Source organism: Bacillus sp. 22483, from assembly GCF_052044605.1.
In the GTDB taxonomy this organism is placed as follows: domain Bacteria; phylum Bacillota; class Bacilli; order Bacillales; family Bacillaceae; genus Bacillus; species Bacillus altitudinis.
The window spans coordinates 182,520-208,655 of the sequence record NZ_JBQENU010000001.1; the positions used below are offsets into that span (position 1 = coordinate 182,520).

The following is a 26,136-nucleotide window of genomic DNA, read 5'->3' on the forward strand; positions in this document are numbered from 1 at the left end:
AAGTAAGTTAATTAAATTGATGAGAAAAGGAGTCTTACAAATGAAAGCACTACGCTGGCACGATCAAAAGGACATTCGACTAGAGGAAATTGACGAACCAACAGTTGCTCCAGGAAAAGTGAAACTGAAAGTAAAATGGTGCGGCATTTGTGGTAGTGATTTACATGAATATTTAGGCGGGCCGATCTTCATTCCTGTGAATGAACCTCATCCACTTACAAAAGAAAAAGCACCCATTACACTGGGACACGAGTTCTCTGGTGAAGTTGTAGAAGTTGGAGAAGGCGTGAGTAATTACAAAGTAGGCGATCGAGTGGTTGTTGAACCTATTTTTGCAACTCACGGGCACCAAGGTGCTTACAACTTAGATGAAAACATGGGCTTCTTAGGACTTGCTGGTGGCGGTGGAGGATTCTCTGAATATGTATCTGTCGATGAAGAATTACTTCATTTGTTACCAGACGAAATTTCATATGAGCAAGGTGCACTTGTTGAACCTTCTGCAGTTGCTTTATATGCCGTTCGTTCTAGTAAAGTACAAGCTGGGGATACAGCAGCTGTGTTTGGCTGTGGACCAATCGGTTTACTTGTCATTGAAGCATTAAAAGCAGCTGGTGCTACTGACATTTATGCAGTGGAATTATCAAAAGAGCGCCAAGAAAAAGCAAAAGAACTTGGAGCGATCATTGTAGATCCTTCTCAGTATGAAGATGTTGTTCAAGAAATCGCACGCCGTACAAATGGTGGAGTCGATGTTTCTTTTGAAGTGACAGGTGTACCTGTTGTATTGAAGCAAGCAATACAATCAACTAGAATTTCAGGTGAAACAGTCATTGTAAGCATTTGGGAAAAGGGCGCAGAAATTATGCCGAATGACATTGTCATTAAAGAACGTACAGTCAAAGGAATCATCGGCTACAGAGATGTTTTCCCATCTGTATTAAACTTAATGAGAAAAGGCTATTTCTCTGCAGATACACTCGTCACGAAGAAAATCAAGTTGGACGATGTGATCGAAGATGGCTTCCATGCATTAATCAATGAAAAAGATCAAGTGAAAATTTTAGTCAGTGCTGAATAAGTAGGACGAAAAAGAGAATGGCAGATGCCGTTCTCTTTTTTTTATAAGAGCATGCGATTTTTCATAAAGAGGGCATCGGCTGAATAGTGATAACTGCAAAGGTTTTTGTAAATAAAGGAGATGACATCATGTTTTATCACATTAAAGAACTGCAATATGAAGCAAAGCCCTCTAAGCCGGACCCTCTTTATGCGAAAAAATTACAAGAGGTGTTAGGCGGTCAATATGGAGAAATCAGCGTGATGATGCAATATTTATTTCAAGGGTTTAACTGCCGAGCGGATCAAAAATATAAAGATTTGCTCCATGACATTGGAACGGAGGAAATCGGTCATGTCGAAATGCTGGCAACGATGATTGCTCGATTACTTGATAATGCCCCAGTTAAAGAACAAGAAGAAGCGTATCAAAGTGATCCAGCACTTGCAGCCGTCATGGGCGGAATGAATCCTCAACATGCAATTGTTGCAGGCTTAGGGGCAATGGCAGCAGATAGTCAAGGGTATCCGTGGAATGCAAAATATATCATTGCAAGCGGAAATTTAATGGCTGACTTCCGGGCAAATTTGAATGCGGAGTCACAAGGCAGACTTCAGGTTACACGGCTTTATGAAATGACCGATGACCGCGGAGTGAAGGATATGCTCTCCTTTCTCATTGCTCGTGATACATATCATCAAAATATGTGGCTGGCTGCAATTAAGGAATTAGAAGAACGAGAAGGGGATGTCGTTGTTCCAACCACCTTCCCGCGCTCACTGGAAAAACAGCAAGTATCCTATGATTTGTTTAACTTCTCAAGAGGAGAAGAAAGCAAAGAAGGCAGATGGGCACATGGCCGAAGTATGGATGGAAAGGGAGAATTCAGATATATTTCTGCTCCTGTCGTGTTCGGCTCTGCGCCTAAACTCAAACCAGCACCGAAAGAACTATATAACACACCGAAAAAAGGAGAATAAAAAAGTCGATCAGGGTTTGTGCCTGATCGACTTTTTTAACGTCCAAGAGATTTTCCGTACACGCTGACTCGTTTCTCTAACAAAGCAAAAGCGAGTTCTAAGAAAATACTAAGCATCCAATAGATCAAAGCAGAGACGAGATACGTTTCTAAAAACTTGTAGCCGTCATTTGCAATGATGCGAGAGATTCCCATGATTTCCAGTACACCAATTGTAAACGAAAGGGACGTGGCTTTTAACAGCTGAATGAGCTGATTCCCTAGGTTTGGCAGGGCAACCACAAACGCTTGCGGTAAAATAATGCGAATCATCGCCTGTCTGGTGGTCATGCCAACGATTTTCGCCGCTTCAAGCTGCCCTCTGTCTACTGCAAGAAGTGCGCTGCGGACCACTTCTGTTAAATGTGCGGCTGAATGCAGGCTGAAGGTGATAAGGGCAACGGTAAGCGGGGAGACCAGATCCGGGTGGAAGGTCAAACCAAAAGTGCTATTCATTTTGGTCAGAACAAATGGAATGCCATAAAAGAAAGCAAACAACTGAACAATGAGAGGTGTTCCTCTAAAAAATGAGACATAGAGCGTGACAAGCTGGCGGAGCACAGGGATACGAAAGAGGCGAATGAAAGCAAAAACAGATCCAATCAAAAGGCTCACAGCCATAGAAACAAGTGCAATCAATAAGGTAAAGGGAACGCCTTTTAGAATATGTGGTATTTGGTCAATCGCAAATGATATATCAATGGTTTGCATCAAATCGCCTCCTTAGCGTGACAGGCTGGTGCGGCCTTTCACAAATTTTCTTTCCAGTAGCATCGTGATCAGTTCAATACTGATGCAAATCAGCCAATACACAATTGCAATGATGACGTACACTTCAAACATCCCTATCCCGTAGTTATTACCTAGGATGATTTTGACCTGTCCCATCATATCAATGAGTCCGATTGTAAATGCAATGGCAGTATCTTTCACGAGATCAATGGTGTAATTTCCGAGGTTCGGAAGTGCAATGAGAAAGGCTTGTGGAATAATGATCCTCATTAATGCCTGAGTATCTGTCATCCCAACAATGTAAGCTGCTTCAAGCTGATCTTTCCCAACAGAAGAATATGCACTGCGAAAGACTTCAGATAAATAAGCGCCCGTATGTAACGAGAATGTGATCATCACAAATAACACACGATCCCAATGATTGATTTGAATTCCGGCCATGAGTAAAAGCTGAGGCAGACCAAAATAAATCAGAAATAACTGAACAATGAGCGGCGTACTTCGTGTAAATGACAAATAAATGACCGCCAATTGTTTCAGCACTGGAATTTGTTTGATTCGAATGCAAGCAAACAGCAATCCGATGATGATGGCAAAAAACAATGACACCACAATCATAAGAAATGTGAGTGGCAGACGATCAACCACTTGTAAAAAGATTCTCAGCCAATCTCCAGCTGTAAACGTCATGGCGCTTCCTTCCTTTCTTCATATTGATAGCCTTGCTCTGATATATAGTCAATATCTTGAAAGAAATCAACGCCAAACCATTTCTTCGCAAGGTCAGGTAATGTTCCGTCTTCTATCATCTCTTGTGTCACTCGGTCCAATTGTGATGCTAGTTTCTTTTGACTAGGCTGTAAGACAAGATAAATAGGTTCCTTTGAGACAATGCCGCCCACTTTGACTTTCAGGTGAAGATGTTTTTGTATCGTATCAAAGGTTGAAATATTCATAAAAGCCGCATCGGACCGTCCACTTTCGACTCGTTTTAAATTGAGTTCGTTTGAAGGGCTTTCAATGGTCGTGAGCGGAATTTTCGGATCATTTTCTTCATTATATTGATTTAATATGGAACGAAGGCCGCCGCTAGGACTGACGGGAGCGAGCTTTTTTGATGTCATATCGTCTAGAGATTGAATATCTTGCTCTGATTCATTCACAATTAAACCTGTCATCGAATAGCCGTATGGAACCTTAGGATAAAGAAAGCGTTTTTCACGTTCAGGATTACTAAAAAACCAATTAGCCGCCATTTCAAATTTCCCAGCGCCGATCCCAATTAAATTGGATTCTTCCTCGCCAAAGGTATAATCAAAATGAATGTGTGGCAAACGTTTCTCGACTTCATTTAAATAATCGATGTTATAGCCAATCGGCTCGTTGCGGTCATTTGTGGCTAAAAAAGGCGGATTGACTTCTGCGCTTAGTGCGACTTTGACAATTTGTCTGCCATCATCTGTTGTCGTTTTCACACTGCTGCAGCCAATGAGAGAGAGGAGAAACAGAAGGATACTAGCGGCGGTGAATAAAGTCTTGCGCTTCATCTGTCTTCCTCCAATCCTTGCCACATCCCGCGATGAATTCTTGATAAAAATTGTTTCGTCCGTTCATGCTGAGGCTTCATCAGGACGTCTTCTGGTGAGCCTTTCTCAACGATTTCCCCATCTGCCATGAAGATCACTGTATCCGCTACATCCTTTGCAAACGAAATTTCATGCGTCACAATGACCATCGTCATGCCTTGGCTCGCAATATCTTTCATCATTTCAAGGATTTCTCCGACCATCTCTGGGTCCAGTGCGGACGTCGGCTCATCAAATAAAAGCACCGCAGGATTCATGGCAAGCGCACGGGCAATTCCGATTCGCTGCTGTTGACCGCCGGATAATTCGCTTGGAAATGCTTCTTTTTTATGAAGCAGTCCAATTCGTGTTAACAATTGCTCTCCGATTTTTTCTGCCTCTTTTTTAGACATGTTTTGAGACACAATCAATCCTTCTGTGATGTTTTCAAGTGCTCGTTTATTTTGAAACAAGTGATAATGCTGAAACACCATAGACGATTGCTGTCTGAGTTTTAGAAGATCTTTTTTTCGATATTGTTCAAATTGAATCGTGGCTTCTCCAACTGTCAGCGTTCCTTTGTCTGGGATATCAAGGCTGTTTAAACTGCGGAGAAGTGTTGTTTTTCCTGATCCGCTCGGTCCAATAATGGCGACCACTTCACCTTCTTGTACGGTGAAATCAATTCCTTTTAACACATGAGTTGACCCATAGGATTTATGTAGATTAGTAGCAGAAATCATAAAAGCATCACGTTCCTTTGACATATGTACTTAATATTGATAAAATTTAACACATTAAATCCTATAAGTAAAGTGTGTTTTAATAATACCTATTGGATAAATCGGATATGATAGATTGCGAGAAACAGAGGAGTTGGATACGTTTTGTCTAAAGCATTATTTGTCGATACAGATTTTCAAAAAAATTGGCTAAATCAACTAGAATCCCTTCGTGAAACGATCGAACATTCTGCAAAAGAACATGATGAGGGTGCCTATTTTCCTAAACAGAATATCGAATCATTAGTAGAACTGGGCTATACAACGTTGTCTCTGCCTGTTGAGTACGGGGGCGGGGGTCAATCTGTAAAGGATATGGTCCTTTTTCAAGAAACGCTAGGAAGTATGGATGGAGCAACTGCCTTATCGATCGGCTGGCACCAAGGAGTTGTTGGTGAAATTTATGAAAAGAAACTATGGAATGAGAAGCAGCTGCAATTTTTTGCTGAAGAAATCAAAAATGGGGCTCTTGTGAACCGGGCCGTCAGTGAGGCGCAGACAGGGAGTCCAACAAGAGGAGGCAAACCTGGAACAACTGCAACGAAATCAGGAGATCATTGGGTGATCAATGGCCGGAAAACATTCACAACGATGTCACCAGCACTCACATACTTTCTCGTCGGTGTATGGATCGAAGAAAAAGAAGCGATGGGCTTCTTCTTAATTCACCGTGATACAAAAGGTGTTTCTATAGAAGAAACGTGGGATGTTGTTGGCATGAGAGGAACAGAGAGCCATGATTTAATTCTAGATCAAGTGGAAGTCCCAGATGACATGTTGGTTGAAGTGCAAAAAGGACCTCGGGGCGGTATGCTGAATCCTTGGATCGCACATATCCCTTCCTGTTATTTAGGGATTGCGCAAGCGGCAAGAGACTATGCTGTTCAGTATGCCATCACCCATTCACCGAACAGTATTAGCGGAACGATTAGCGAACTGCCAAATGTCCAAACACTGATTGGCGAAATTGATTTACTACTAAAGCAAGCACGCCATGTCATCTATTCAACGACAACATTGTATGAGCAGCCAGAGAAAAGAGAGCTGTTAATCAATGAATTCGGTGCTGTGAAGCATACAGTCGTCAATCATAGTCTGCAAGTGGTCGATAAAGCCATGCGTTTAGTCGGTGCAAAAAGCTTAAGCCTTAGCTGCCCGCTTCAACGTTACTATCGAGACATTCGTGCTGGCCTTCATAACCCGCCAATGGACGATATGACGATTTCGAAAATTGCAAAGCAAGCGATTGAAGAGAAAAAATTGAACGTACAATAAACAGAAAGCCGGATAAAACCGGCTTTTTTTATTGAAAAAGAGGACGAGCGGCTCTTATTTCTGATCAGTCAGCATGCTACAATCGATTGCAATCATGAGCAAAGAGGGTGATTGTTTGCAAAAAAAAAAGATGAAATGGCTGATTGCTGGCGCGATGCTTGCAGCACTTTGTATGAGCAAGCCTGCATCAAGTGAAGGAACATCTCCAAAATGGTCCGTCGATGAATTCATGAAAGATCGGGAAGGCACATTTGTGATTCAAGAAGTAAAAGAAAAATCACCATGGGTGTATAACAAAAAAAGAGCGAACAAGCGCTTTGCACCTCAATCAACGTTTAAAATAGCAAATGCCTTAATCGGACTTCAAACAGGCGCAGTTAAAGATGAATATGACATTAAATATTGGGACGGAGTAAAAAGAGAGATTGATAACTGGAATAAGGACCATACACTGGGCTCTGGCATGAGAGATTCAGTCGTCTGGTATTATCAAGCCATGGCACGTGACATCGGGGAAGAACGCATGGGCCATTGGATAAAAGCCATTCATTATGGGAATCAAGACATATCTGGCGGAATTGATCAATTTTGGCTAAGCAGTACGTTGCGCATTTCTCCAGTAGAACAAGTTCATTTCCTTAAACAGCTATATGAAGAAAGTCTCCCATTTGACCTATCGGTTATGAGAACCGTCAAACGAATGATGATACAAGAAGAAGAGAAACACACCACGCTATACGGAAAAACAGGCTCCGGATCAGGAATCGGCTGGTACGCAGGCTTCATCAAACATGAAAACAAAACCTACATCTTCGCCACAAATATAGAAGGCACCGGACTAGAAGCAAAAGAAATCACCTATCGTATTTTGAAAAAATATCATTTGGTAGAAGCATCCGTTTAGGGTGCTTTTTTATGTGTGAAAAAGGGGATATATAGATAAGTTGATGATATATGGATTAGTTTGAAAGTATGGTATATTTATAGAAATATATTGAAGTGAAATAGTAATCATTATCTTAACAACTATAGGCAATGCAAGAGGTGAAAAATTTGAAAAAAATTAAATTGAATACTTTGACCAAAGAATTTATCGCAGATATCGAAAAAGAAATAACAAAAATCGCTTTGAATATAGTGAATGAAAAACAAATAGATTTTAGAGATTTAGGGTTAACAATCAATGCTGCATTTGGACGATTCGGATATGGGAAGAAATTTAGCGGGAGAGAAGTTCATGTTTCAGATTGTTTTAAAGCAGGTTATCATTCATCCATATATTTTTCAGTAGATTATCTAAATGGCGAAGAGTTTCATGATGGTGATGAGGGAGATGAAGGTTATTGTATAGACCATCTGGATATCTGGGATTGTGTATCAAATAATCTGATCAGCAAAAAAGGATATTTAATTGCATTTGAAAATGAATTGGATTTGCGAGGAATTATTATACAACTAGTTAATGAATTGTACAAAGAAGCAACAGAAATTCTTCAAATTCTAAGGAGCTAATATTTTAAACTAGCTATATTTAGAAGGGAAGAAAGGGCATTTTAATGGGAATGAGATAGAGCATTTACACCTAAGAAAGCAAGTTTTGAAAAAAGAGTGAGCAAACATTCACAATCTTATTAGGAGGCTTACAAGAAGTGCATTTGAAAAATATACAATTAATGTCAGATGACGATCATGGGAACTTAGCCAGCCAATCCTTTTGTATGACTGAAATGTTTTTATACGAATTAGAAAAGAAATTTCAAACGAAAGATTGTGAGGCTATTGTTTTGATATGTGGGCCTTTTAAAGACTACAAATTAATTAGTACTTCAAAAGATGAACCAGACATCTTATTTATAAAAAATACGTACGAGCTGGAAGTATCCTTCCGTTACAGTGAATTTGAAAATGCAACAAATAAGAAAAAGATCTTAGCAGATACTTTGGAAAAAGCGATACTCTATCTTTGTGAACTGAAGAATTGGGACAGTCAGCTAGTCAAAGCAACATTTAAGAAAATGAAGGAGAAGGAATATAAAGCGGAGATTAAAGGGAGAACAAAACTAAGTCCCGATAAAAAAAGAAAAGCTTACCCACTTATCGAATTAGATTTAAAACAGTTTACTCTTTATCTTGTAGTTGAAGACAATAAAAGAAATATCTTAGATAAAAAATTAATTGCTAAAACCGATACTTACTTAGAAGAAATTTCCTATCATATGAGAGAGCTTAAGTGGTTAACGGATCATGAAGTGGCACTTTTCAAACGTGCAAATAAAACAGTTTATACAAGTATACGTTTATCGTGTGAGAATAACCTAAAGAACACAATATATAAAGGGGTATTCTAAATGGGCTTTTGGGAAGAAGAACATAAAAAAAAGAACATCATAATTGGTGATGATGGATTAGATATTTTTGAAGAAGCGATTGAACAATTCTATGAAATGACTGAGGAACATTTGAAGAAGAAGCCAACGATTGATGAGATGCTTTTGACAATTATGATGGCTTTAAACAATGGAGGTAGTCACTATTTTGATGATTTAAACGACAAAGAAGTAACGGATATTAAAATAACAACTAAAAAAGTAAAAACTTTAAGTAAAGTGGAACCAGGAGCTATATTTGAACTCCCATTAAAAGAAGTTGGGAAATTGAGCTATGCTTTGATCATTTCGGGTGAGGGGAAAAATCAATATGATGATATTTTAATCCAATACTATGATTTGTTTGTTGATGAAAGAATAGAAAAAAATGAGTTAAAACAATTGATGAAAAAAGAGAATGAACTATTTGTTGCAAATACAGGTCTGACAGGCTTTTTAAATGGTTCATGGAAAGTCATCACAAAAATAAATCAAGATTTTATAAAAGAAGAGGATCTTCAAAATCTGAAATTCGTGGAATACCGAGATGGAAATTATTACGTAAGCAAGGGGAAAGAAGGTCACAATGCACCTGTTATGGACTTAGAGGTTGCTGACCCAAAAACGGCTAAAATGATATTTAACCCGATTGGTATGCTTGGCGAATACACTATTATAAGCATTCTTTCATTATATTTTAAAGGTATGTCAATGGAGGATATTATTAAATATGAAATATAGGCAGTTTACAGCGTAAAATGAGTTTTGAGAAAGGAATGGTGTAATAAATGGCTGAACCAAAAATGCTAGACTGTTTAAATAAAATACGAAATGTCTTAAAGGGGACGATCACAAGAGAACAAGTGTCTGATTGGGCTGAAATTTACGTTTCTGCAGACGATCCAGAAATAGACGATGATCAAGTTTGGGATATGCTGATTCTTTTAAGTGGAATTGATTTGAAAGATTCACCTAATTCTTACTTACATCCTGTAGAGGATTTGAATGACTGGTTAGAAGAATACAAATAGTTCCTATATATGAGCTTGCTAAATTCTTATGATTAAGCCCATTTATAAATAAAAGGAGTGACGCAATGTCCATGCATCCGAAAGAATTAGAAACCACCGTCCAATTACCTGTGAAAAAGCGTTATGACTATTTCATCAAAAAGATTGTTGATTTTGAAGAGGTTTGGTCATTAAGAAACGAGAAGGGGTGGGTGATGTCAGAGGATGAACATCGTGTACCGCAGCTTCATTTTTGGCCGACAGAGGAACATGCCGCTTATTGTGCGATCGACCAATGGGAAAAAACAGTGCCAGAAATGATTGATTTAGACGATTTTATAGAAGAGTGGCTGCCGGGAATGTTAGCAGATGGAATCAATCCGTCCATTTTCTATAATCGAAATAATTCGGTGTCAATTGAAATTCAAACATTAAAAGAAGATATAGAGGAAGAATTAAAAAACTACTAGTTCGACAAGAGTGGAGGTAGTTGTTTGAAACGGCTTGAAGACTTATTTATTCGTTCAGAAAAAGAGTTCAAATTCTATCAGAATTTAGTAGACCATGTGTTTGAAACAAATAAAGAGCTGCCACAACAAGTTTTTCGTAAGACATTTGATTGTTTTTTGTTTCAAGAGTTTGATTGGGCATTGAGTGATGATATTTTACCAACCATAAAAGAGTTATCAACTGTTACACAAGATAGAGAATTTTTGACTGCAGTCCTTCAACCAGATCCAATTGATTATTATTTGAAGGAATTTGGTTATTATCATTGGCTGAAAGCGAGTGTGAACATTTCAGGTGAGGATTATGTAAATGCACTATGGATGCACCCAAAAGGTTCCATAGCGGATAATATAATCACGAATTCGAATATAGTTGTCTGGTTAGCTCATTCTTTGCAGTGGGCGATTTGGGCAGATAGAGATATGGAAATTTGTATCATAGGAATGGTATCAACAAAAGATTCTGTGAAAAATAGGTTATTAAAAGAAGGGTGGAAACCAATGGATCACCCTGTTTTAGCAAATTGGTTTGAAGGATTATTGAAGGATCAAAAAACATTCAATGATTATTACACTCAAATGCTCTCTCATTATGCGTCATGTTACAAGCGGTGAAATGGAGTATCAATGACTGATGATAAACTTACCCGAAGATATGAAAGGAGCATAAAGTGAAAGATTTGTTTATATCCGATCCAAAAGAACTTGAACATGTTCTATCGTTTGTTCATTCGCTCATTCACAGTACGAAGACATTCCCTGATCAAGTGTTGAAAACAAAACCCCCTCATTATTTATTCGAAGAATTCCATTGGCTGTTATCAGATGATAGCTGGGAAATGTTAAAAGGTTTAGCTTTGAATCATCATGATGACTATATACTCATGGCTGTATTAGATGAGCAGCAGAGCATGGATCATTATTATCATGATTTTGGTTATTATCCTTGGGTGAAAATCCCGTTAAACCTCACACCAAGTGATTACCTTGATCTCTTAACGGGTTATCCGATAGAGAGTGTAAATGATAGCATAATGGATATTGCTTCACGTGTGATATGGGTTTCCCCTTCTGCGAAATGGATCATTTATGGCGAAAGAGGTTATGAGATAGGAGTACTAGCGATTCATCAATTAGAACAAATGAATAAACAATTGTTAAAAACGTGGAGAACTTTAGATGAGATTGTATTAGATTGGATTTCAGTTGTATTTCCGAATCAAAAACTTCCTGATGATTTTAAAAAAGAACTGATTCGAAATTATACAAACGTAGAATGAAATAACTTCATAAGGAGGAAGACATGAATCAAATAGACAATGTGTTATCTATACTAGATGAGTCTTTTCTAAATAAAGAGTTTCCATTATTAGATAATGGGAACTTTGATTTTGCCAAAGGGAAGCTTTCTCTATTTACTAGAGAGGAAAAATGGCTGATCACGATTCAATTATTCGGTTTATCGAAGGTAGGACCGTCTATTGATTTTTTTGCGATTGGTCATGATTTGAAGAATGGATCAATCAATTTTCTACTGGATGAGCTTTTTGATTTCGTGGATCATCATCATGAAATAATAGATGATGATGAGATAGAACATGGGTTCACAAAGCATCCTTTACGAATTAGATTAAATGGAGACTATTTTCATGTTCAAATACCAGAGTCATGCCAAGCTGATGTAACAGAGGAAAATGAATGGATTACTTTGTTAAGAGAAATGGCCAAACATCAAGATTTGCTGGATAGTTTATGGATGACAGATCAAGAACAATTTGACATCGTTCAGCATGTATATGATAAACCGCTCTACACAACTGAATCATGGTTTCATCCAGAAACGCATAGCCAACTCCCTAGTCAATCTCCTTTTTTTCAATCGGTTGCGAAGAGTTTGATCTATCAAGATCCAACATGCATTGTAAATATAAACACGAACACTGACTGGAGATTATGGTCAGATTTTGATACTGTGGAATATTTTTAGTTTCGTCTGATGTTTTAAATCGGTGAGGTGGAGCAAGTAATGAGAATCGTATTAGCAAAAGAGGAAAATCTATTCGAAGTAAATGAATTAATAAAGAAAATCAATTTAAACGTAGAAGAGTATCATTGGGTCATAAGTGATGTGACACTCCCAATGCTTCATGATCGGAATAATCAATCTCATTCAGAAGTCATGCCGGATTATACGGATTTTTTATTTCTGAAGGGTGAACATTTCAAAAAATTCTTACATGACTATTCTTATTCTTTTATTTTCGCTGTTTTGAGCGCATTGCCTCGTCATATAGATCATTTGAATATTATTTCAATACCTCAAATTGAAGATAATGAACGATATTGGAACGTAAATTATACACCCGTTATCCCTCAAGCCGTGTTTGAAATCGGATTTTTTGATTCGACAGATGTTATTTTTACAGGAGATCAGAAAATCTTAAGCGAATTTCGAAAAAAAGCGGACTTTATTTCATTTGAAGAATATTTACAAACTCCGTGACACGATAAGAATAGAGTTCATCCTGAAAAAATAGGAGAGTGAATGAGATGTTTAATAGTGTACAAAAATGGATCGATTATCTAGATGGGGGTTGTAATGTACTCGGAGTCACATTTGATTTGTTTCATAAAGAATTAATACTGAGCGTAAAAGTATCAGAATTAAATAAAGTTACTCAACATGAAATACGATTTATGAATATGGCGAGTCTTTATTATAATGGGGGTGAAGGTAATGATAGATTTGAAGAATTGATACAAGAAGAGATGAATTGGCAAATTTTTGAATGTAGTTACCATCCTAATGGGATAGGGGACCTTAAAAATGTACTTCTTGAAGAATTTGATTCAAATGCAAATTTTCTATTTAACATCAATGGGATGTTACTCGCAATAGAATCGAAAAACGTATGTTTCGATTCACAAGAATTTATTTGCAGTGTATAGGAAGATCTCATTAGCGTCTAAATAAGAATTAAAAACAATGAGAGATTGGGGAAAATCCATGAAAATCAGCCGAGATAAATAAGGTTTATTCGATGATGTAAAACAACGTTATCAATACTTATTAGATTCATCTTATCCAGATGAAATCGTCTCTTTTGAAGCAGAAACTGGTATATTTTCAGATGACTTTTATTTATTTTTTTCACTTGTTGCAGGTAGCCTAAGTTATGTGATCGATCATAAACGAATACCGAAAAAACAGTTAAACGTGCTACGTCAGTCATTTGAAGAGCAATATCCCCAAATCAAATCATGTCAACAGATCCTTGAATCGTATCCTTTATTGCATTCCTATGTTCAATACCATGAAGAAACAAGAAAACGAATCATTGCACTTATACAATAACCTCTTGGAGGACAAACGATGACATGGTATTTAGATGAAAAAGTCCAGAAACAAATCCCTGATTTCAATATCAACCATCTAAAGCAAATCAATGAATTTCACTACTTTAAAGAGTATAATGAACATTACGACTTGATCAACTGTATTCATCTACACATCCCATACGAATCTGCAACCCATAAAGCAGACATTCATCTGAAATTTACCAACGTCTCTTCTGTTCAAATCAAAGATTTGGAGTTAACAAACGATTCCTCTCTTTTTTTGAACATTCAACTTTTGGATAGAGGCTGGGAATATTTGAATTACTTTGTCGAAGATTATGAAGAACAGTATTTTTCTTTTTATTGTGAAACGATTCAAGTCATACAAGTCGTATCAAATGAATCGGGCTAGTCGCTCTACATATGTGCGAATCATGCTTCCCCATCCTAACACAGAAAGGTGCAATGACATTGAATCGAATGATGAAGTGGCTTTTATTTGCGGCAGTCATCGCTGGCTTATTGGTATGCGCATTCTTTGTGTTCCGTTTCAACCAGCCTAAGCCGACGACAAACATCCATTATGCAGACACACAAAACAAACAGCAAACATTGGATATATATATGCCAAAGGGAAAAGATGAAGACAATAAGAAGAAGCATCCAGTCATGATCTATCTCCATGGCGGCGGCTGGACAGGCGGCGATAAGAATAGAGTCGCTTCAAAGGCTGATTATTTTACGGGTCAAGGGTATGTGTTTGTTTCAATGAATTACAGGCTTCACCCTGATGCCAACTTCGAGCAGATGGCAGATGATACGGCGAATGCTATTAAGTGGGTCAAGGATCATGCAGATGAATATCAAATCGATTCGTCAAAAATCAATGTCATGGGTCACTCAGCGGGTGGTCATTTGACAGCATTGGTTGCTACAGATTCGACTTACTTAAAACGTGTGGGGCTGTCGCCAAAAACGATCAATTCTATCGTGATTTTAGATGGACCGTTAAACATCAATCAATTTATACAAGCCATTCCATCGTACAAAAAAGTCTTTGGCAAACAAGAGGAAAACTGGACAAAGGCATCACCGGTCACTTATATGAATCAAACGAATGTACCGCCTGTTTATTTGGTCACAGGCTGGGAAAATCCTGAGGTGTACCGATTTGCAGAAAAACTGAATCATGAGAAAGGCTCACGGTTTGTGTTTCGGGTTCATTCGCTGAGCCACAGTGATTTAAATAAATGGTTTGGATCTGACAGAGCGCCAAAAGAAGCGCAAGACATGACAAAGGCTGTGATGGCTTTTGTCAAAAAACAAAATCAATAACGAAGACCGTATGCTAGGCAATCGATTTTGCCGCAGTATATGATATAGGATAAACGGTTTGTATTAAAAGGAGTGTATATTGTTGTCATCAAGAATGGAAAATAAAGTGTTCAATTGCGAAAAAGAGCTGACGCTGAATATTATCGGCGGGAAGTGGAAAATGCTGATCTTATGGCACCTTGGCAGAGAAGGGACAAAACGGTTTGGTGAGTTAAAGTCGTTAATGCCTGGGATTACGCAAAGAATGCTTGTCAATCAGCTAAGAGAATTAGAGGAAGATCACATTGTGCACCGGGAGGTTTATCCTGTCGTTCCGCCAAAGGTTGAGTACTCTCTCACAGAACTCGGAGAAAGCTTAATGCCGATTTTAGAGGCGATGTATGATTGGGGAAAACAATATCTCGACAGCAATTTTTTAAAGGATGATAAATAGAAAGACGATAGATGTAGACAAGAGCTAAAATCATTTTATTTTAGCTCTTTGTTTTCTTTTCAGCGTGACTTGAAAACCTTTGCAGTTTAGGAAGGACGAGTACTGGAGCGGCATCACAACACAGACTTGACACCGAATGCGAGGATTTGTCAGTACGTTTAGATACTGGTCGAAAAGACAGTGTCTTTTTTGTAACCATATGCGAAAAAGTATAGTATGTAAAAAAAAAGTGCGTACTTGGATTGCTTCCATCCTGTTGTTATACTCATTTCATCGTTCAAGAAGCCCTATTCACGGAGCTCTTGAAGATGAGATGAAAAAACGGGAGTGAACGTTCATGAAATTACAATTAGCGTTAGATTTAGTGAATATACCAGAAGCGATCGAGCTGATCAAAGAAGTAGAAGCGTCTATTGATGTGGTGGAAATTGGGACACCTGTTGTGATCAACGAAGGGCTTCGTGCTGTAAAAGAAGTCAAACAGGCGTTTCCGAATTTACGTGTGCTGGCGGATCTCAAAATTATGGATGCTGCCGGTTATGAAGTGCAGCAGGCATCCGAAGCTGGAGCGGATATCGTCACCATTCTTGCGGCAGCGGAAGATATGTCTATCCAAGGAGCGGTGAAGGAAGCAAAAGCAAGAGGGAAACAAATTTTAGTCGATATGATTGGGATCAAAGATATCGCCGGCCGCGCGAAAGAGCTTGATGAGCTTGGGGTAGATTATATTTGTGTGCACACAGGCTATGACCTGCAAGCGGTTGGTCAAAACTCATTTGCTGACCTCATGACCATTAAACAAGTGGTCAAACAGGCAAAAACAGCGATTGCAGGCGGTATTAAGCTTGATACATTGCCTGAAGTCGTCAAATTAAATCCAGATTTGATTATTGTCGGCGGCGGCATTGCGGCTCAAGACAATAAAGCAGAAGTGGCTGCGCAAATGAAGCAGTTGATTGCACAATCATGAAAACAAGTGACTATGTGAGAGCGATTCTAAGCGAGCTTTCTGAGCACTCGCCCGCGATTCAAGACGAACAAGCAGAGCAGCTTGTCAAAAGCATTTTAGCGGCTCGAAAGGTCTTCGTCGCAGGGGCTGGCAGATCTGGTTTGATGGGGAAATCGTTTGCAATGAGACTCACGCATATTGGTGTCGAAGCTTATGTGATCGGTGAAACGAATACGCCTGCTTTTACATCTGAGGATTTATTGATTGTAGGGAGCGGTTCTGGCCGAACAGAGACGCTGCTTGTGCTCGCGAAAAAGGCAAGGGCGATTGGCGGAAGCGTCGCGGCGTTCACACTTTCAGCTGAGTCACCTATAGCTGATCTATCTGATGAAGTCATCTTACTGTCAGGTGCGCCAAAGGATCAACATGAAGGAAATCATCATACGATTCAGCCGATGGGCTCATTATTTGAGCAAACTTTGCTTCTTATGTACGATGCGGTCATCTTGAGATTGATGGAAATGAAAAAGCTCGACACCCATAAAATGTACGGTCACCATGCGAATTTAGAATAGTCGTGATGAAAACCTTTCCTTTTTTTGAAGGAAAGGTTTTTTTAATACATGGAGCTTAAAAAGAAGGATCACTTGACATAAAGGATGAGATGTAACTATAATAGTTACATCTTGAAAGAAAAAACGTAAGTAACGGAAGGAAGATGAAGATGAAAGTGCAAATTTGGTCAGATATCGCCTGTCCTTTTTGTTATATAGGAAAAAAACAGTTGGAAACAGCGCTTGAGCAATTCCCTCATAAAGAACAGGTAGAAGTAGAGTTTAAAAGCTTTGAGCTTGATTCGAATGCACCTGTTGCAGTGGATTATGATGTGCATGATATGCTTGTCAAAAAATATGGCATGAGCCGTAGCCGGGCCATCGCGATGAATGAACAGGTGAAACAGGCGGGCAAGGAGAAAGGAATCGATTTTCAATTCGATCCACTCGTTTTGACAAACACCTTTGATGCCCACCAGCTCGCACAATATGCTGGAAAAATGGGAAAAGGCGATCTCGTCATGAGTGAGCTGTTTCAAGCGTATTTTACAGATGGAAAGCATGTTGGTGATCGTCAAACCCTTTTAGATATCGCAGAAAAAGCAGGCCTTGATCAGAACGAAGTACAAAAGGTTCTAGACGGGCAAGAATTTGCAGACGCTGTGCGAGAAGACGAAAAAGAAGCAAGACAGCTCGGGATTTCTGCTGTGCCTTTTTTCTTGATCAATGATCAATATTCGGTTGCTGGTGCACAGCCAGCAGATACGTTCCTTCGTGCACTTGAAACGGCTTGGACAGAAGAGGCAGCGCAAACGGAGAAAGCGGTTGATGCTTCATTTGAAGAAGCATGTGCAGATGGCGTATGTGCAGTACCTTCACCTAAAGAAGAAGTATAATCGGCATTTTCCCTATCTTTAATAAAAGATAGGGATTTTTGTTGATTAATAATTAATATACCTTTATACTTAATTTATCTTAATTATGAAGGTGATGACAGTGACATCCAAAACAACGATGATCCAAGAATTAAACCAAATCGAAGCGCGCATCCATCAAAAGCTCCGATTAGAGTTTGAAGAGTTATTTGTAGATGAGTTAACTGATAAGCAGCATATTGTCCTTGATTTCGTAGAGCGAACAGGGGGAAGCTCACCTATTCAAATTGCTCAGCAACTAGGCATCACCCAAAGTGCTGTGAGCCAGTTGTTAAACACGCTTGAAAAAAAAGAATGGATTCGCCGCAGCATCAACCCGCAAAACCGCCGGGAATTGCACGTTGAACTTTCTGAAAAGGCAAAGACGTACTTGGAGAATATGAGAAAGATAGAACTTGCGATCATTGAAAAATACTATTCAAAATTAAGCCTCGAAGAGATCAACACATTGACATCCATTTATACAAAGCTTGATCAATTGATTGTAGATCAAAATGAAGGGGAAGGATGATGATCCATTGATGATGCTCAAACAAGAAATACAGCGAATTGCCTCTTCTTATACGGAGAAAAAGAAACAGGCACTGCTCGTGATCGGACTGATTCATCAAGGAGAAAGACACGTTTTTCATTTCGGAGATCACCCCATACAGCAGCGCGTGCAGCCTGAGGAGGTCATTTTTGAAATCGGCTCTATTTCAAAAGTCTTTACGACAAGTATATTGGCAAGCATGATTCAAAAAGGGCAGATGAAGCTAGACGATTCCATTTCACTGTATTGTCCCGAAATAAGAAAGAATCACCCTATCCAATTGGAACAGCTGGCAACCCATACGTCTGGACTTCCTTCACATCGTTTTCTCAGAGATTTACAACTAAGGTTCCTTCCAAAAGTGAGAAGAGATATGTACTGTCAATACTCCCTTGATGAATTAATGAAACTGTTACACTCGAAAAAATGGAATGAGCGAAAAGAATACCCATCTCGTTACTCCAATGTAGGGATGGGACTCCTCGGGTTGATCATGGGATGGTCTCTTCACAAAACATATGAAGAGCTGCTGACTGAATATATCGTGGATGAGCTGAAACTATCGAACACCTTTATTACGATCAAGGAGGATGTCAAAGAGAAGATGATCCTCGGTCATCAAGAGAATGGAAAAGAGGTTCCTCCGCTTCAGATGCATGACTATCAAGGGGCTGGTGCGATTCGTTCGACGATCACTGATTTGCTTTCATTTCTCTCTGCACACATGAGTGCAGACGTCGCTTCTCCATGGAAAATGACCCACGAGCCAAAGGTGAAGATAGGGAAAAACATGTCAATGGGACTCGGGTGGGTCATAGATGATACGGGATTGATTTGCCATAATGGTGCAACTTCTGGTTTCTCCAGCTTCATGGGCTTCCGCCCGCATTCAAAAACAGGAGTGGTCGTCTTGTCTAACTATCGCAATCGTATCACACAAGATTCTCCCGACCGAATTGCCTATGACGTGATGAATATGCTTGAACAAGAGCCTAAAGCCAAATGAGCCTCCTATGAAGAGGGCTCATTTTTTCTTGCGTTCAGCGCTTTAATCGTTTCACCAGGAACGAGTTCAGGCTCATAAAATGTTTGATCAGGGAGATTCTTTTTCCCTTGTACTTTTTTAATCATCCAGTCTGCCGCATCTCGTCCCATTTGCTCTTGAGGGTGTGTCAGCGTTGTCAGTTTCACATGGGCATTTTTTTGGGCAATATACGAGTTATCCTGTCCAATAATGGAAAGATCATCTGGAATAGATAAACCCATTTCACTACATACGTTTGCTACTTCTAACCCGACTTCATCGTTATAGCAAACAAGGGCGGTCAGCTCATGCTGGTGTGTTTGTAAAAAGGTTTTGATATGATCCCCTAAATACTGCTTCGATTCTGTATCGAAAAAAAGGACATGCTCTGGTAGGAAATTGAGCTTTGCTTCACCAAGTGCCTGAATATAGCCCTTCATTCGATATTTCCCTTGTAAATCATCTGTTTTTGAAATCAGTCCAATGTGCTGATGTCCAGAGGTGATCAGCTCCTTTGTCGCTAAATAGCTGGACTTCACATCATCCAAACAAAGGAAGGGAACCTCTAACTGCTCATAGTAGGCATTGATCATTATAAGCGGGACATCCTGCTCTTTAAAGGATAGGTAGTACGAAATGTTTGGATTATATAAGTTGCTTTTTGTCGGTTCGACAATTAATCCGTCCACACCAAAGGACAGCATCATTTCAAGCGCTTTTTTCTCTTGCTCCACATCGTTATTTGTACTCGCCAGTAACAAAGAATAGTTCTCTTCATTTAATCGGCTTTCGATGCCCCGAATGATCGACGGGAAAATGTAATCTGATATGTATGTGGTGATGACACCAATCGTTTTCATATGAGCATGTCCAGCAGGTTTTGTTTGATATTGATTGGTGACAAATGTGCCCGAGCCTTTTTCGCTTCGTAAAAAACCTTCACTTGATAATTCCAAGATGGCTTTTCGCACCGTATGCCGGCTTACTTGATACATCTCTTGTAAGCTTGATTCGGTTGGAATACGCTCCCCGATCCGGTAATCCCCTGTCAGTATTTTGCTTTTTATATCATCCATAATGACCTGGTACTTCTTTTTCATCGTTTCACTTCTTTCACAGTTGATCCTCTACTCGGATTGAGAAGAACTTGTATGGACATATTTTAACATGGTTGCTTAATCAAAAACAGGCGCTTGCAGTGTCTACCGTCTAATCCTTAGAGAATATGAAAGTTTTTGTCTGATTATGTATGCACAACTATATTTATTATTGACATATGTACGTACAAATATTATATTGTTTTTGTGCACAAGTAAAGATGGATCAAACGAAATAGATATTTGAAACCGCTATCATTATGGGGGTGAACAAAATGAATCGTGAAGAGACGGCCAAAGCCATTAGAGAAGGCAGGACATCTTTGGGTATTGAATTTGGTTCGACACGAATTAAAGCCATTTTAATAGATGAAGAGTTTCAGCCAATTGCGCAAGGTGCATTTGAATGGGAAAGTTCTCTTCAAGAAGGAATATGGACGTACAACTTAATTGAGATCATTACAGGTCTTCAAGTGGCGTACCGTCAGATGAAAGAACAGGCTGCACAATTGTATGGGGTGACGATTCAAACCATTGGCTCCATCGGGATATCTGCGATGATGCATGGCTACGTCGCCTGTCATCATACAGGAGAGCTCCTCGTCCCGTTTCGAACGTGGCGGAATGGAACAACGACCGAGGCGAGTCAAAAGCTAACAGATGTATTCCAATTTCATATTCCAGAAAGATGGAGTATCGCTCACTTATACCAAGCGATACTAGAAGAGGAAAAACATCTGTCCCGGTTAGAGTATGTGACCACTTTGTCCGGCTACATTCACTGGCTGTTAACAGGGAAGCAGGCCATCGGAATTGGTGATGCGTCGGGAATGTTCCCCATTGATGAAAAAACGAAGGATTACAACGAAGTGATGCTTCATCAATTTGAAGCATTGATTGCAGAAAAAGGCTACCCGTGGAAGCTTCGTCATCTTTTGCCGCGCATCTATTTAGCAGGCGAAGAAGCTGGTGTGTTAACAGCAGCTGGAGCAGCGATTTTAGACCAAGGCAAACAGTTGCAGCCAGGTATCCCTTTTTGCCCGCCAGAGGGTGATGCAGGAACAGGGATGGTCGCAACAAACAGTGTGGAAAAGAGAACTGGGAATATTTCAGTTGGGACATCTGTATTTGCCATGATTGTGTTAGAGCAACATCTAAAAGGTGTGTACCCAGAAGTGGACCTTGTCACGACACCAGATGGCCTGCCAGTCGCGATGGTTCATGCCAACAATTGTACAAGTGACCTTAACGCTTGGATGAATGTATTCAAAGAAGCGTTTGAAGCAATGGGTCAGCCAGTTGAAACAGAAAGATTGTACGAAACCCTATTAAATCAAGCTTTAGAAGCAGATCATGATGGGGGCGGGCTTTTAAGCTATGGCTATTATTCTGGTGAAAATATTACGAGACTAAAAGAAGGAAGACCCCTTTTTGTTAGATCTCCTCAAAGCCGATTTACCCTTGCTAATTTCATTCGGACACATCTCTTCTCTGCATTTGGCGCAATGAAAATCGGGATGGATCGGTTAAAAGCACATGAACAAGTCAAGATTGATCGCTTACTAGGACATGGCGGTTTATTTAAAACACCGATAGTAGGGCAAAAAATGGTCGCTGCTGCACTCGGGACACCTGTATCCGTCGTATCAACGGCGGGAGAAGGCGGTGCGTTTGGGATGGCGGTCCTTGCTTCATATATGATCAATCACCAGCAGCAAACACTGAGCCATTTTCTCAAGCATCAAGTATTTGTCCATACATTAGAAGAGCTTATTGATCCTGATCCACTGGATGTTAAAGGTTTTGAGGCATTTATAAAGCGCTATCAAGAAGGACTCCCGATAGAAAAAGCGGCAGTAGAACATTTGACGCCACAGAAAGGAGCGGCACCTGTATGTTAGAGCGGTTAAAAGAAGAAGTGTTTCAAGCGAATCTAGATCTGCCAAAGTACGGACTTGTGAAATTTACATGGGGCAATGTCAGTGCGTGCGATCGTGACAGTGGACTGTTTGTCATTAAGCCAAGCGGCATAGCGTATGACAAATTATCAGCAAAAGACATGGTCGTGGTCGATTTTGACGGTCAAGTGGTCGAGGGAGAATTCAATCCTTCTTCCGATACTGCCACACATGCTGTTCTTTACAAACACTTTGAGGAAATTGGCGGCATTTCACATAGCCATTCGATGTGGGCAACGGTATGGGCGCAAGCTGGACTTGATTTACCAGCAATGGGCACAACACATGCCGATACATTTTACGGACCTGTTCCGTGCGCTCGATTTCTCACAGAAGAAGAGGTGAATCGCGGGTATGAGGTGGAAACAGGACACCTGATCATTGAAACGTTTGAGAAAAGACAGATAGATATCATGGCGGTTCCTGGTATTTTGCTGCAAGGTCATGGTCCCTTTACGTGGGGAAAAGATGCAAAAAGTGCGGTAACGAACAGTGTCATTTTAGATGAAGTAGCGAAAATGAACCTGTTTGCAAAGCAATTGAACGAATATGCGGAGCCTCTTCCGCAGGTGATTTTAGATAAACATTATTTAAGAAAACATGGAACACATGCGTATTACGGACAAAAACCTTCAAGATAAAGAAAAGAGGGATTTCTATGTTAACAAGTCAGAAGAAAGAATGTTGGTTTGTCGTCGGTTCACAGCACTTATATGGGGACGAGGCACTGAAGCAAGTGAAGGCAGATGCACAAAAGATAACAGATGCCTTAAATGAGAGCGGTTTGCTGCCTTATCCAATTATTCTGCAGGAACTGGCGGTTAGTGCGGATCAAATCACAGAGCTGATGAAAGAGGTCAACTATCGTGATGAGGTCATCGGTGTGATGACTTGGATGCATACGTTTTCTCCAGCAAAAATGTGGATACGTGGTACGTCTCTTTTGCAAAAGCCTCTTTTGCATCTCGTCACGCAATACTATGAAAACATTCCGTGGGACACGATTGATATGGACTATATGAATCTCCATCAATCGGCACATGGAGACAGAGAGTACGGCTATATCAATGCACGTTTAAATAAGCAAAACCAAATCGTTGCAGGTCATTGGTCGAAGCAGGAGGTGAAGCAGCAAATCGCTGATTGGATGGACGTTGCGGCTGCCTATCATGAGAGCTTCCACATTAAAGTGGCTCGGTTTGGTGACAATATGCGCCACGTTGCGGTGACAGAAGGAGATAAAATTGAAGCGCAGATCCAGCTGGGATGGACCGTTGATTACTTTGGAATTGGCGATCTTGTGAACTATGTAAATGCTGTGGAAGAAGCAGAAGTTGATGCTCTGTTTGCTGAGTACTTAACGTTATATGACGTGGATTATGGGAGCTATTCGGCAGAAGAATGGCAACAAAGTGTAAAAGTGCAAGCACGATATGAAATTGCCATCAAACGTTTTTTAGATGAAGGCGGCTACAATGCCTTTACGACAAACTTTGAAGATTTACATGGCATGAAGCAGCTTCCGGGTTTAGCCGTTCAGCGACTGATGGCAAAGGGATATGGCTTTGCGGGTGAAGGGGATTGGAAAACCGCCGCACTGGATCGTTTATTAAAGGTGATGAGCCATCATCAATCGACTGGTTTTATGGAAGATTACACATATGAAATGACTGCTGGTCAGGAAGCAGTGCTGCAATCTCATATGCTAGAAGTAGATCCTGCGCTTGCACATACAAAACCTGTCATTGTCGTGTCTCCGCTAGGCATTGGAAACCGGGAAGACCCAGCACGTCTTGTGTTTGATGGAAAAGCAGGCGAGGGCGTTGTTGTCTCCATTGCTGATTTTGGAACACATTTCAAATGGCTGATTCAAGAAGTGGAAGCCTTTGAGCCGCAGGAAGCAGCACCACATTTACCGGTAGCACGAGTCCTCTGGAAAATCAAACCGAACTTTCAAGATGGCGTCAAAGCATGGATTAAGCACGGCGGAGGTCATCATACAGTCGTATCTCTCAATTTAACGGTTGATCAAATTGTTCATTTTGCAAAGCTTGTGAATGCAGAATATGTGGTTTTATAAAGAAGGGTGAAATGCATTCTACTGTGAACGGTAGAATGGCAGGGAGAAATGAAAGCGGTTTATTAAGTGAGGGGGGTCATCCACTTGGAGAAAAAAGTATCAAGTAAATTTATCTTCTTTTTCGGGTCCTTTGCAGGTATCTTATTTGGATATGATATTGGTATTATCGCAGGGGCAGAAGGGCACATTCAGGAAGAATTTCAGCTCAGCCCGTTATGGCTTGGCATCGTCGTTTCTTCATTAATGGGCGGGGCGATCATTGGTTCCATTTTAAGCGGTCTGATGGGGGATAAGTTTGGCCGCAGAAAGCTCATTTTGGTGTCATCGATTATCTTTTTTGTCGGTGCGCTTGGCTCAGCCATTGCACCAGAAGAAATCTCATTAACCATTGCCCGGATTTTCTTAGGAACAGCTGTAGGGACAGCCTCATCGCTCGTGCCTGCTTACATGTCTGAAATCGCTCCGGCCAAAATTCGCGGGAAATTGTCCGGCCTGAATCAGCTGATGATTGTGAGTGGATTATTGCTTAGCTATATCGTCGCATTTGTGTTTGAACCAATTCCAGACAGCTGGCGCTGGATGCTGGGAAGTGCTGCTTTATTTGCGATCGTGCTTTATATTGGCATGCTGAAACTTCCTGAATCTCCAAGATATTTAATTAAACACGGAATGGCTCATAAGGCACGTGAAGTATTAGGATCACTTCGTTCATCACGTGAAGAGATTGAAGCAGAAATGCAAGAAATTTTAGAAGTAGCAAAAGAAGAACGCTCAGGCGTTCGTGAATTATTTCAAAAGAAATTCCGAATGGCTCTCTTTATTGGGGTCGGAATGGCAACACTCCAGCAAATACAGGGGGCGAACTCCATTGTGTATTATGCAACGAGTATCGCAAGAAATGTAGGTCTTGCTCCGCAAGTTGCCGCAGGTTTTACCGTCATTGTTGGTGTCATATTTGTTGTGACGACCGTGATTTTTTTACAATTCGTCGACCGGTTCGACCGCCGAACGATTCTCACAGTTGGGGGAACGGGGATGGCCCTGTCTTTCTTTGCACCAGCGGCATTAGGTGCGCTCGGAGTGAGTGAAGGCATATTAAACTGGGTCACATTGATTTCACTTTGCTGCTTTATTTTGTGCTATGCCTTCTCATGGGCACCGATCACATGGATTATCATCGGTGAAATTTTCCCACTTTCTGTCAGGGGTATTGGAGCGGGCATTTCATCTGCCTTTAACTGGACGGGATCATTAGCAGTTGGCCTTGTGTTTCCTATCTTGGCTGACCAATTCAGCTTTGGCGTCATTTTCTCTTCATTTGGGGTCATCTGCTTAATTGGCCTGTTGTTCACGCGCTTTGTATTAGTCGAAACAAAAGGAAGAAGCTTAGAACAAATCGAAACCGATATGGCTGCACGTGTCTAAAGGAAACCATCTATCCTGTGTGGATAGATGGTTTCAGCGTGTAGACAAACCCTCGCATTCTTTGTCAGTCCTGCGTGCCAGTGCTCACGAATGTCAAATTCGCTCCGCGCCGGTACTCGTCCTTCCTAGAATTCAAAGGTTTTCTATCACGCTGAAAA

32 protein-coding genes are annotated in these 26,136 nt (G+C 40.3%); 27 read left to right on the top strand and 5 right to left on the bottom strand.

The features are described 5' to 3' along the window. Positions 1-40: 40 nt before the first annotated feature. Positions 41-1,081: a 2,3-butanediol dehydrogenase gene (locus ACTJJQ_RS00905; protein WP_017358082.1), complete on the top strand. Its 1,041-nt coding sequence runs from the start codon at positions 41-43 to the stop codon at positions 1,079-1,081. Positions 1,082-1,209: 128 nt separating this feature from the next. Continuing rightward, positions 1,210-2,040: a manganese catalase family protein gene (locus tag ACTJJQ_RS00910; protein ID WP_007501404.1), complete on the top strand. Its 831-nt coding sequence runs from the start codon at positions 1,210-1,212 to the stop codon at positions 2,038-2,040. A 35-nt stretch (positions 2,041-2,075) separates the two neighbouring features. Here the strand turns inward: ACTJJQ_RS00910 and ACTJJQ_RS00915 are convergent, their stop codons facing one another. Genes ACTJJQ_RS00915 through ACTJJQ_RS00930 form a run of 4 tightly spaced genes read right to left on the bottom strand, consistent with a single transcriptional unit; the run spans position 2,076 to position 5,142 of the window. Further along, a complete protein-coding gene (locus ACTJJQ_RS00915) occupies positions 2,076-2,789 on the bottom strand; it encodes an amino acid ABC transporter permease (RefSeq protein WP_440599870.1) in 714 nt (237 codons plus the stop codon). A 12-nt stretch (positions 2,790-2,801) separates the two neighbouring features. Next, positions 2,802-3,500 (bottom strand): amino acid ABC transporter permease, encoded by a 699-nt coding sequence (locus ACTJJQ_RS00920; RefSeq protein ID WP_008342617.1) that lies wholly within the window; start codon positions 3,498-3,500, stop codon positions 2,802-2,804. Beyond that, entirely contained in the window at positions 3,497-4,357 is an 861-nt protein-coding gene (locus ACTJJQ_RS00925) for an amino acid ABC transporter substrate-binding protein (protein WP_035390933.1), read from the bottom strand. Before ACTJJQ_RS00925 ends, ACTJJQ_RS00920 begins: the two co-directional genes overlap by 4 nt. Further along, positions 4,354-5,142 (bottom strand): amino acid ABC transporter ATP-binding protein, encoded by a 789-nt coding sequence (locus ACTJJQ_RS00930; protein ID WP_007501396.1) that lies wholly within the window; start codon positions 5,140-5,142, stop codon positions 4,354-4,356. The genes ACTJJQ_RS00925 and ACTJJQ_RS00930 overlap by 4 nt, the downstream gene beginning before the upstream one ends. Before the next feature lie 120 nt (positions 5,143-5,262). Between ACTJJQ_RS00930 and ACTJJQ_RS00935 the strand changes: the two genes are divergently transcribed. The 21 genes from ACTJJQ_RS00935 to ACTJJQ_RS01035 all read left to right on the top strand — a co-directional run bounded on the left by ACTJJQ_RS00935 (position 5,263) and on the right by ACTJJQ_RS01035 (position 19,400). After that, positions 5,263-6,432, top strand: a complete 1,170-nt coding sequence (locus ACTJJQ_RS00935; protein WP_331832524.1) for an acyl-CoA dehydrogenase family protein — start codon at positions 5,263-5,265, stop codon at positions 6,430-6,432. 115 nt (positions 6,433-6,547) lie between these two features. Beyond that, positions 6,548-7,336, top strand: a complete 789-nt coding sequence (gene blaBPU / locus ACTJJQ_RS00940; RefSeq protein WP_008342608.1) for a BPU family class D beta-lactamase — start codon at positions 6,548-6,550, stop codon at positions 7,334-7,336. A gap of 140 nt (positions 7,337-7,476) precedes the next feature. Then, complete coding sequence (locus ACTJJQ_RS00945; RefSeq protein ID WP_440599871.1) at positions 7,477-7,944, top strand: hypothetical protein; 468 nt, start codon at positions 7,477-7,479, stop codon at positions 7,942-7,944. 137 nt (positions 7,945-8,081) lie between these two features. After that, complete coding sequence (locus ACTJJQ_RS00950; RefSeq protein ID WP_440599872.1) at positions 8,082-8,780, top strand: hypothetical protein; 699 nt, start codon at positions 8,082-8,084, stop codon at positions 8,778-8,780. After that, the gene (locus tag ACTJJQ_RS00955; RefSeq protein ID WP_165378939.1) at positions 8,781-9,539 is read left to right on the top strand and encodes an Imm26 family immunity protein; all 759 of its coding nucleotides are present in this window, start codon (positions 8,781-8,783) and stop codon (positions 9,537-9,539) included. It begins immediately after the preceding gene. 47 nt (positions 9,540-9,586) lie between these two features. Then, complete coding sequence (locus tag ACTJJQ_RS00960) at positions 9,587-9,829, top strand: DNA-binding protein (protein ID WP_035390920.1); 243 nt, start codon at positions 9,587-9,589, stop codon at positions 9,827-9,829. A gap of 65 nt (positions 9,830-9,894) precedes the next feature. Then, on the top strand, positions 9,895-10,278 hold the full coding sequence (locus ACTJJQ_RS00965; RefSeq protein ID WP_440599873.1) for a DUF2750 domain-containing protein: 384 nt from the start codon (positions 9,895-9,897) through the stop codon (positions 10,276-10,278). 24 nt (positions 10,279-10,302) lie between these two features. After that, positions 10,303-10,932: a hypothetical protein gene (locus tag ACTJJQ_RS00970; RefSeq protein ID WP_041090861.1), complete on the top strand. Its 630-nt coding sequence runs from the start codon at positions 10,303-10,305 to the stop codon at positions 10,930-10,932. Between the two features lie 56 nt (positions 10,933-10,988). After that, positions 10,989-11,597, top strand: coding sequence for a hypothetical protein (locus ACTJJQ_RS00975; protein ID WP_440599874.1), 609 nt, complete (start codon positions 10,989-10,991; stop codon positions 11,595-11,597). Between the two features lie 23 nt (positions 11,598-11,620). Further along, positions 11,621-12,304, top strand: coding sequence for a DUF7003 family protein (locus ACTJJQ_RS00980; protein WP_048003291.1), 684 nt, complete (start codon positions 11,621-11,623; stop codon positions 12,302-12,304). A 39-nt stretch (positions 12,305-12,343) separates the two neighbouring features. After that, the gene (locus tag ACTJJQ_RS00985) at positions 12,344-12,820 is read left to right on the top strand and encodes a hypothetical protein (RefSeq protein WP_046344064.1); all 477 of its coding nucleotides are present in this window, start codon (positions 12,344-12,346) and stop codon (positions 12,818-12,820) included. A gap of 47 nt (positions 12,821-12,867) precedes the next feature. After that, complete coding sequence (locus ACTJJQ_RS00990) at positions 12,868-13,266, top strand: YxiG family protein (RefSeq protein WP_017358068.1); 399 nt, start codon at positions 12,868-12,870, stop codon at positions 13,264-13,266. A 172-nt stretch (positions 13,267-13,438) separates the two neighbouring features. After that, on the top strand, positions 13,439-13,672 hold the full coding sequence (locus tag ACTJJQ_RS00995) for a YxiJ family protein (RefSeq protein ID WP_440599938.1): 234 nt from the start codon (positions 13,439-13,441) through the stop codon (positions 13,670-13,672). A gap of 18 nt (positions 13,673-13,690) precedes the next feature. Continuing rightward, entirely contained in the window at positions 13,691-14,068 is a 378-nt protein-coding gene (locus tag ACTJJQ_RS01000; RefSeq protein ID WP_440599875.1) for a hypothetical protein, read from the top strand. A 53-nt stretch (positions 14,069-14,121) separates the two neighbouring features. Further along, the gene (locus ACTJJQ_RS01005; RefSeq protein WP_440599876.1) at positions 14,122-14,991 is read left to right on the top strand and encodes an alpha/beta hydrolase; all 870 of its coding nucleotides are present in this window, start codon (positions 14,122-14,124) and stop codon (positions 14,989-14,991) included. A 94-nt stretch (positions 14,992-15,085) separates the two neighbouring features. Next, positions 15,086-15,424 (top strand): winged helix-turn-helix transcriptional regulator, encoded by a 339-nt coding sequence (locus ACTJJQ_RS01010; RefSeq protein WP_034646559.1) that lies wholly within the window; start codon positions 15,086-15,088, stop codon positions 15,422-15,424. Positions 15,425-15,761: 337 nt separating this feature from the next. Beyond that, positions 15,762-16,394 carry a 3-hexulose-6-phosphate synthase gene (gene hxlA / locus ACTJJQ_RS01015; protein WP_007501390.1) on the top strand — a complete coding sequence of 211 codons (633 nt, stop codon included), beginning with the start codon at positions 15,762-15,764 and terminating at the stop codon, positions 16,392-16,394. After that, positions 16,391-16,948: a 6-phospho-3-hexuloisomerase gene (hxlB, locus tag ACTJJQ_RS01020; protein WP_242730710.1), complete on the top strand. Its 558-nt coding sequence runs from the start codon at positions 16,391-16,393 to the stop codon at positions 16,946-16,948. The genes hxlA and hxlB overlap by 4 nt, the downstream gene beginning before the upstream one ends. 149 nt (positions 16,949-17,097) lie before the next feature. Continuing rightward, positions 17,098-17,823: a DsbA family oxidoreductase gene (locus ACTJJQ_RS01025; RefSeq protein ID WP_242730708.1), complete on the top strand. Its 726-nt coding sequence runs from the start codon at positions 17,098-17,100 to the stop codon at positions 17,821-17,823. A gap of 94 nt (positions 17,824-17,917) precedes the next feature. Next, positions 17,918-18,373, top strand: a complete 456-nt coding sequence (locus ACTJJQ_RS01030) for a MarR family winged helix-turn-helix transcriptional regulator (RefSeq protein ID WP_242730706.1) — start codon at positions 17,918-17,920, stop codon at positions 18,371-18,373. A 10-nt stretch (positions 18,374-18,383) separates the two neighbouring features. Continuing rightward, positions 18,384-19,400 (top strand): serine hydrolase domain-containing protein, encoded by a 1,017-nt coding sequence (locus tag ACTJJQ_RS01035; RefSeq protein ID WP_242732077.1) that lies wholly within the window; start codon positions 18,384-18,386, stop codon positions 19,398-19,400. 5 nt (positions 19,401-19,405) lie between these two features. Here the strand turns inward: ACTJJQ_RS01035 and ACTJJQ_RS01040 are convergent, their stop codons facing one another. Next, positions 19,406-20,518: a GntR family transcriptional regulator gene (locus tag ACTJJQ_RS01040; protein WP_242730704.1), complete on the bottom strand. Its 1,113-nt coding sequence runs from the start codon at positions 20,516-20,518 to the stop codon at positions 19,406-19,408. Positions 20,519-20,790: 272 nt separating this feature from the next. Here ACTJJQ_RS01040 and ACTJJQ_RS01045 point away from each other — a divergent pair, with 272 nt between their 5' ends. The 4 genes from ACTJJQ_RS01045 to ACTJJQ_RS01060 all read left to right on the top strand — a co-directional run bounded on the left by ACTJJQ_RS01045 (position 20,791) and on the right by ACTJJQ_RS01060 (position 25,978). Then, positions 20,791-22,416, top strand: coding sequence for a xylulokinase (locus tag ACTJJQ_RS01045; RefSeq protein WP_242730702.1), 1,626 nt, complete (start codon positions 20,791-20,793; stop codon positions 22,414-22,416). Then, on the top strand, positions 22,410-23,114 hold the full coding sequence (locus ACTJJQ_RS01050) for an L-ribulose-5-phosphate 4-epimerase (protein WP_017358058.1): 705 nt from the start codon (positions 22,410-22,412) through the stop codon (positions 23,112-23,114). Before ACTJJQ_RS01045 ends, ACTJJQ_RS01050 begins: the two co-directional genes overlap by 7 nt. Positions 23,115-23,131: 17 nt before the next feature. Continuing rightward, entirely contained in the window at positions 23,132-24,553 is a 1,422-nt protein-coding gene (gene araA, locus ACTJJQ_RS01055) for an L-arabinose isomerase (protein WP_217966971.1), read from the top strand. Positions 24,554-24,637: 84 nt separating this feature from the next. Further along, entirely contained in the window at positions 24,638-25,978 is a 1,341-nt protein-coding gene (locus ACTJJQ_RS01060; RefSeq protein ID WP_440599877.1) for a sugar porter family MFS transporter, read from the top strand. Positions 25,979-26,136: the final 158 nt, after the last annotated feature.

Excerpts from the sequence above, each read along its gene's own strand:
- ACTJJQ_RS01045 (WP_242730702.1), top strand. The coding sequence starts at position 20,791 with ATGAATCGTGAAGAGACGGCCAAAGCCATTAGAGAAGGCAGGACATCT.
- ACTJJQ_RS00925 (WP_035390933.1), bottom strand. The coding sequence starts at position 4,357 with ATGAAGCGCAAGACTTTATTCACCGCCGCTAGTATCCTTCTGTTTCTC.
- ACTJJQ_RS00960 (WP_035390920.1), top strand. The coding sequence starts at position 9,587 with ATGGCTGAACCAAAAATGCTAGACTGTTTAAATAAAATACGAAATGTC.
- ACTJJQ_RS00980 (WP_048003291.1), top strand. The coding sequence starts at position 11,621 with ATGAATCAAATAGACAATGTGTTATCTATACTAGATGAGTCTTTTCTA.
- ACTJJQ_RS01000 (WP_440599875.1), top strand. The coding sequence starts at position 13,691 with ATGACATGGTATTTAGATGAAAAAGTCCAGAAACAAATCCCTGATTTC.
- hxlA (WP_007501390.1), top strand. The coding sequence starts at position 15,762 with ATGAAATTACAATTAGCGTTAGATTTAGTGAATATACCAGAAGCGATC.
- ACTJJQ_RS00985 (WP_046344064.1), top strand. The coding sequence starts at position 12,344 with ATGAGAATCGTATTAGCAAAAGAGGAAAATCTATTCGAAGTAAATGAA.
- ACTJJQ_RS01010 (WP_034646559.1), top strand. The coding sequence starts at position 15,086 with ATGGAAAATAAAGTGTTCAATTGCGAAAAAGAGCTGACGCTGAATATT.
- ACTJJQ_RS01005 (WP_440599876.1), top strand. The coding sequence starts at position 14,122 with ATGACATTGAATCGAATGATGAAGTGGCTTTTATTTGCGGCAGTCATC.
- ACTJJQ_RS00910 (WP_007501404.1), top strand. The coding sequence starts at position 1,210 with ATGTTTTATCACATTAAAGAACTGCAATATGAAGCAAAGCCCTCTAAG.
- ACTJJQ_RS00955 (WP_165378939.1), top strand. The coding sequence starts at position 8,781 with ATGGGCTTTTGGGAAGAAGAACATAAAAAAAAGAACATCATAATTGGT.
- hxlB (WP_242730710.1), top strand. The coding sequence starts at position 16,391 with ATGAAAACAAGTGACTATGTGAGAGCGATTCTAAGCGAGCTTTCTGAG.
- ACTJJQ_RS00990 (WP_017358068.1), top strand. The coding sequence starts at position 12,868 with ATGTTTAATAGTGTACAAAAATGGATCGATTATCTAGATGGGGGTTGT.
- ACTJJQ_RS00905 (WP_017358082.1), top strand. The coding sequence starts at position 41 with ATGAAAGCACTACGCTGGCACGATCAAAAGGACATTCGACTAGAGGAA.
- ACTJJQ_RS01030 (WP_242730706.1), top strand. The coding sequence starts at position 17,918 with ATGACAGTGACATCCAAAACAACGATGATCCAAGAATTAAACCAAATC.
- ACTJJQ_RS01025 (WP_242730708.1), top strand. The coding sequence starts at position 17,098 with ATGAAAGTGCAAATTTGGTCAGATATCGCCTGTCCTTTTTGTTATATA.
- ACTJJQ_RS00965 (WP_440599873.1), top strand. The coding sequence starts at position 9,895 with ATGTCCATGCATCCGAAAGAATTAGAAACCACCGTCCAATTACCTGTG.
- ACTJJQ_RS01035 (WP_242732077.1), top strand. The coding sequence starts at position 18,384 with ATGATGCTCAAACAAGAAATACAGCGAATTGCCTCTTCTTATACGGAG.
- ACTJJQ_RS01050 (WP_017358058.1), top strand. The coding sequence starts at position 22,410 with ATGTTAGAGCGGTTAAAAGAAGAAGTGTTTCAAGCGAATCTAGATCTG.
- ACTJJQ_RS00920 (WP_008342617.1), bottom strand. The coding sequence starts at position 3,500 with ATGACGTTTACAGCTGGAGATTGGCTGAGAATCTTTTTACAAGTGGTT.
- ACTJJQ_RS00930 (WP_007501396.1), bottom strand. The coding sequence starts at position 5,142 with ATGTCAAAGGAACGTGATGCTTTTATGATTTCTGCTACTAATCTACAT.
- ACTJJQ_RS01040 (WP_242730704.1), bottom strand. The coding sequence starts at position 20,518 with ATGAAAAAGAAGTACCAGGTCATTATGGATGATATAAAAAGCAAAATA.
- ACTJJQ_RS00915 (WP_440599870.1), bottom strand. The coding sequence starts at position 2,789 with ATGCAAACCATTGATATATCATTTGCGATTGACCAAATACCACATATT.
- araA (WP_217966971.1), top strand. The coding sequence starts at position 23,132 with ATGTTAACAAGTCAGAAGAAAGAATGTTGGTTTGTCGTCGGTTCACAG.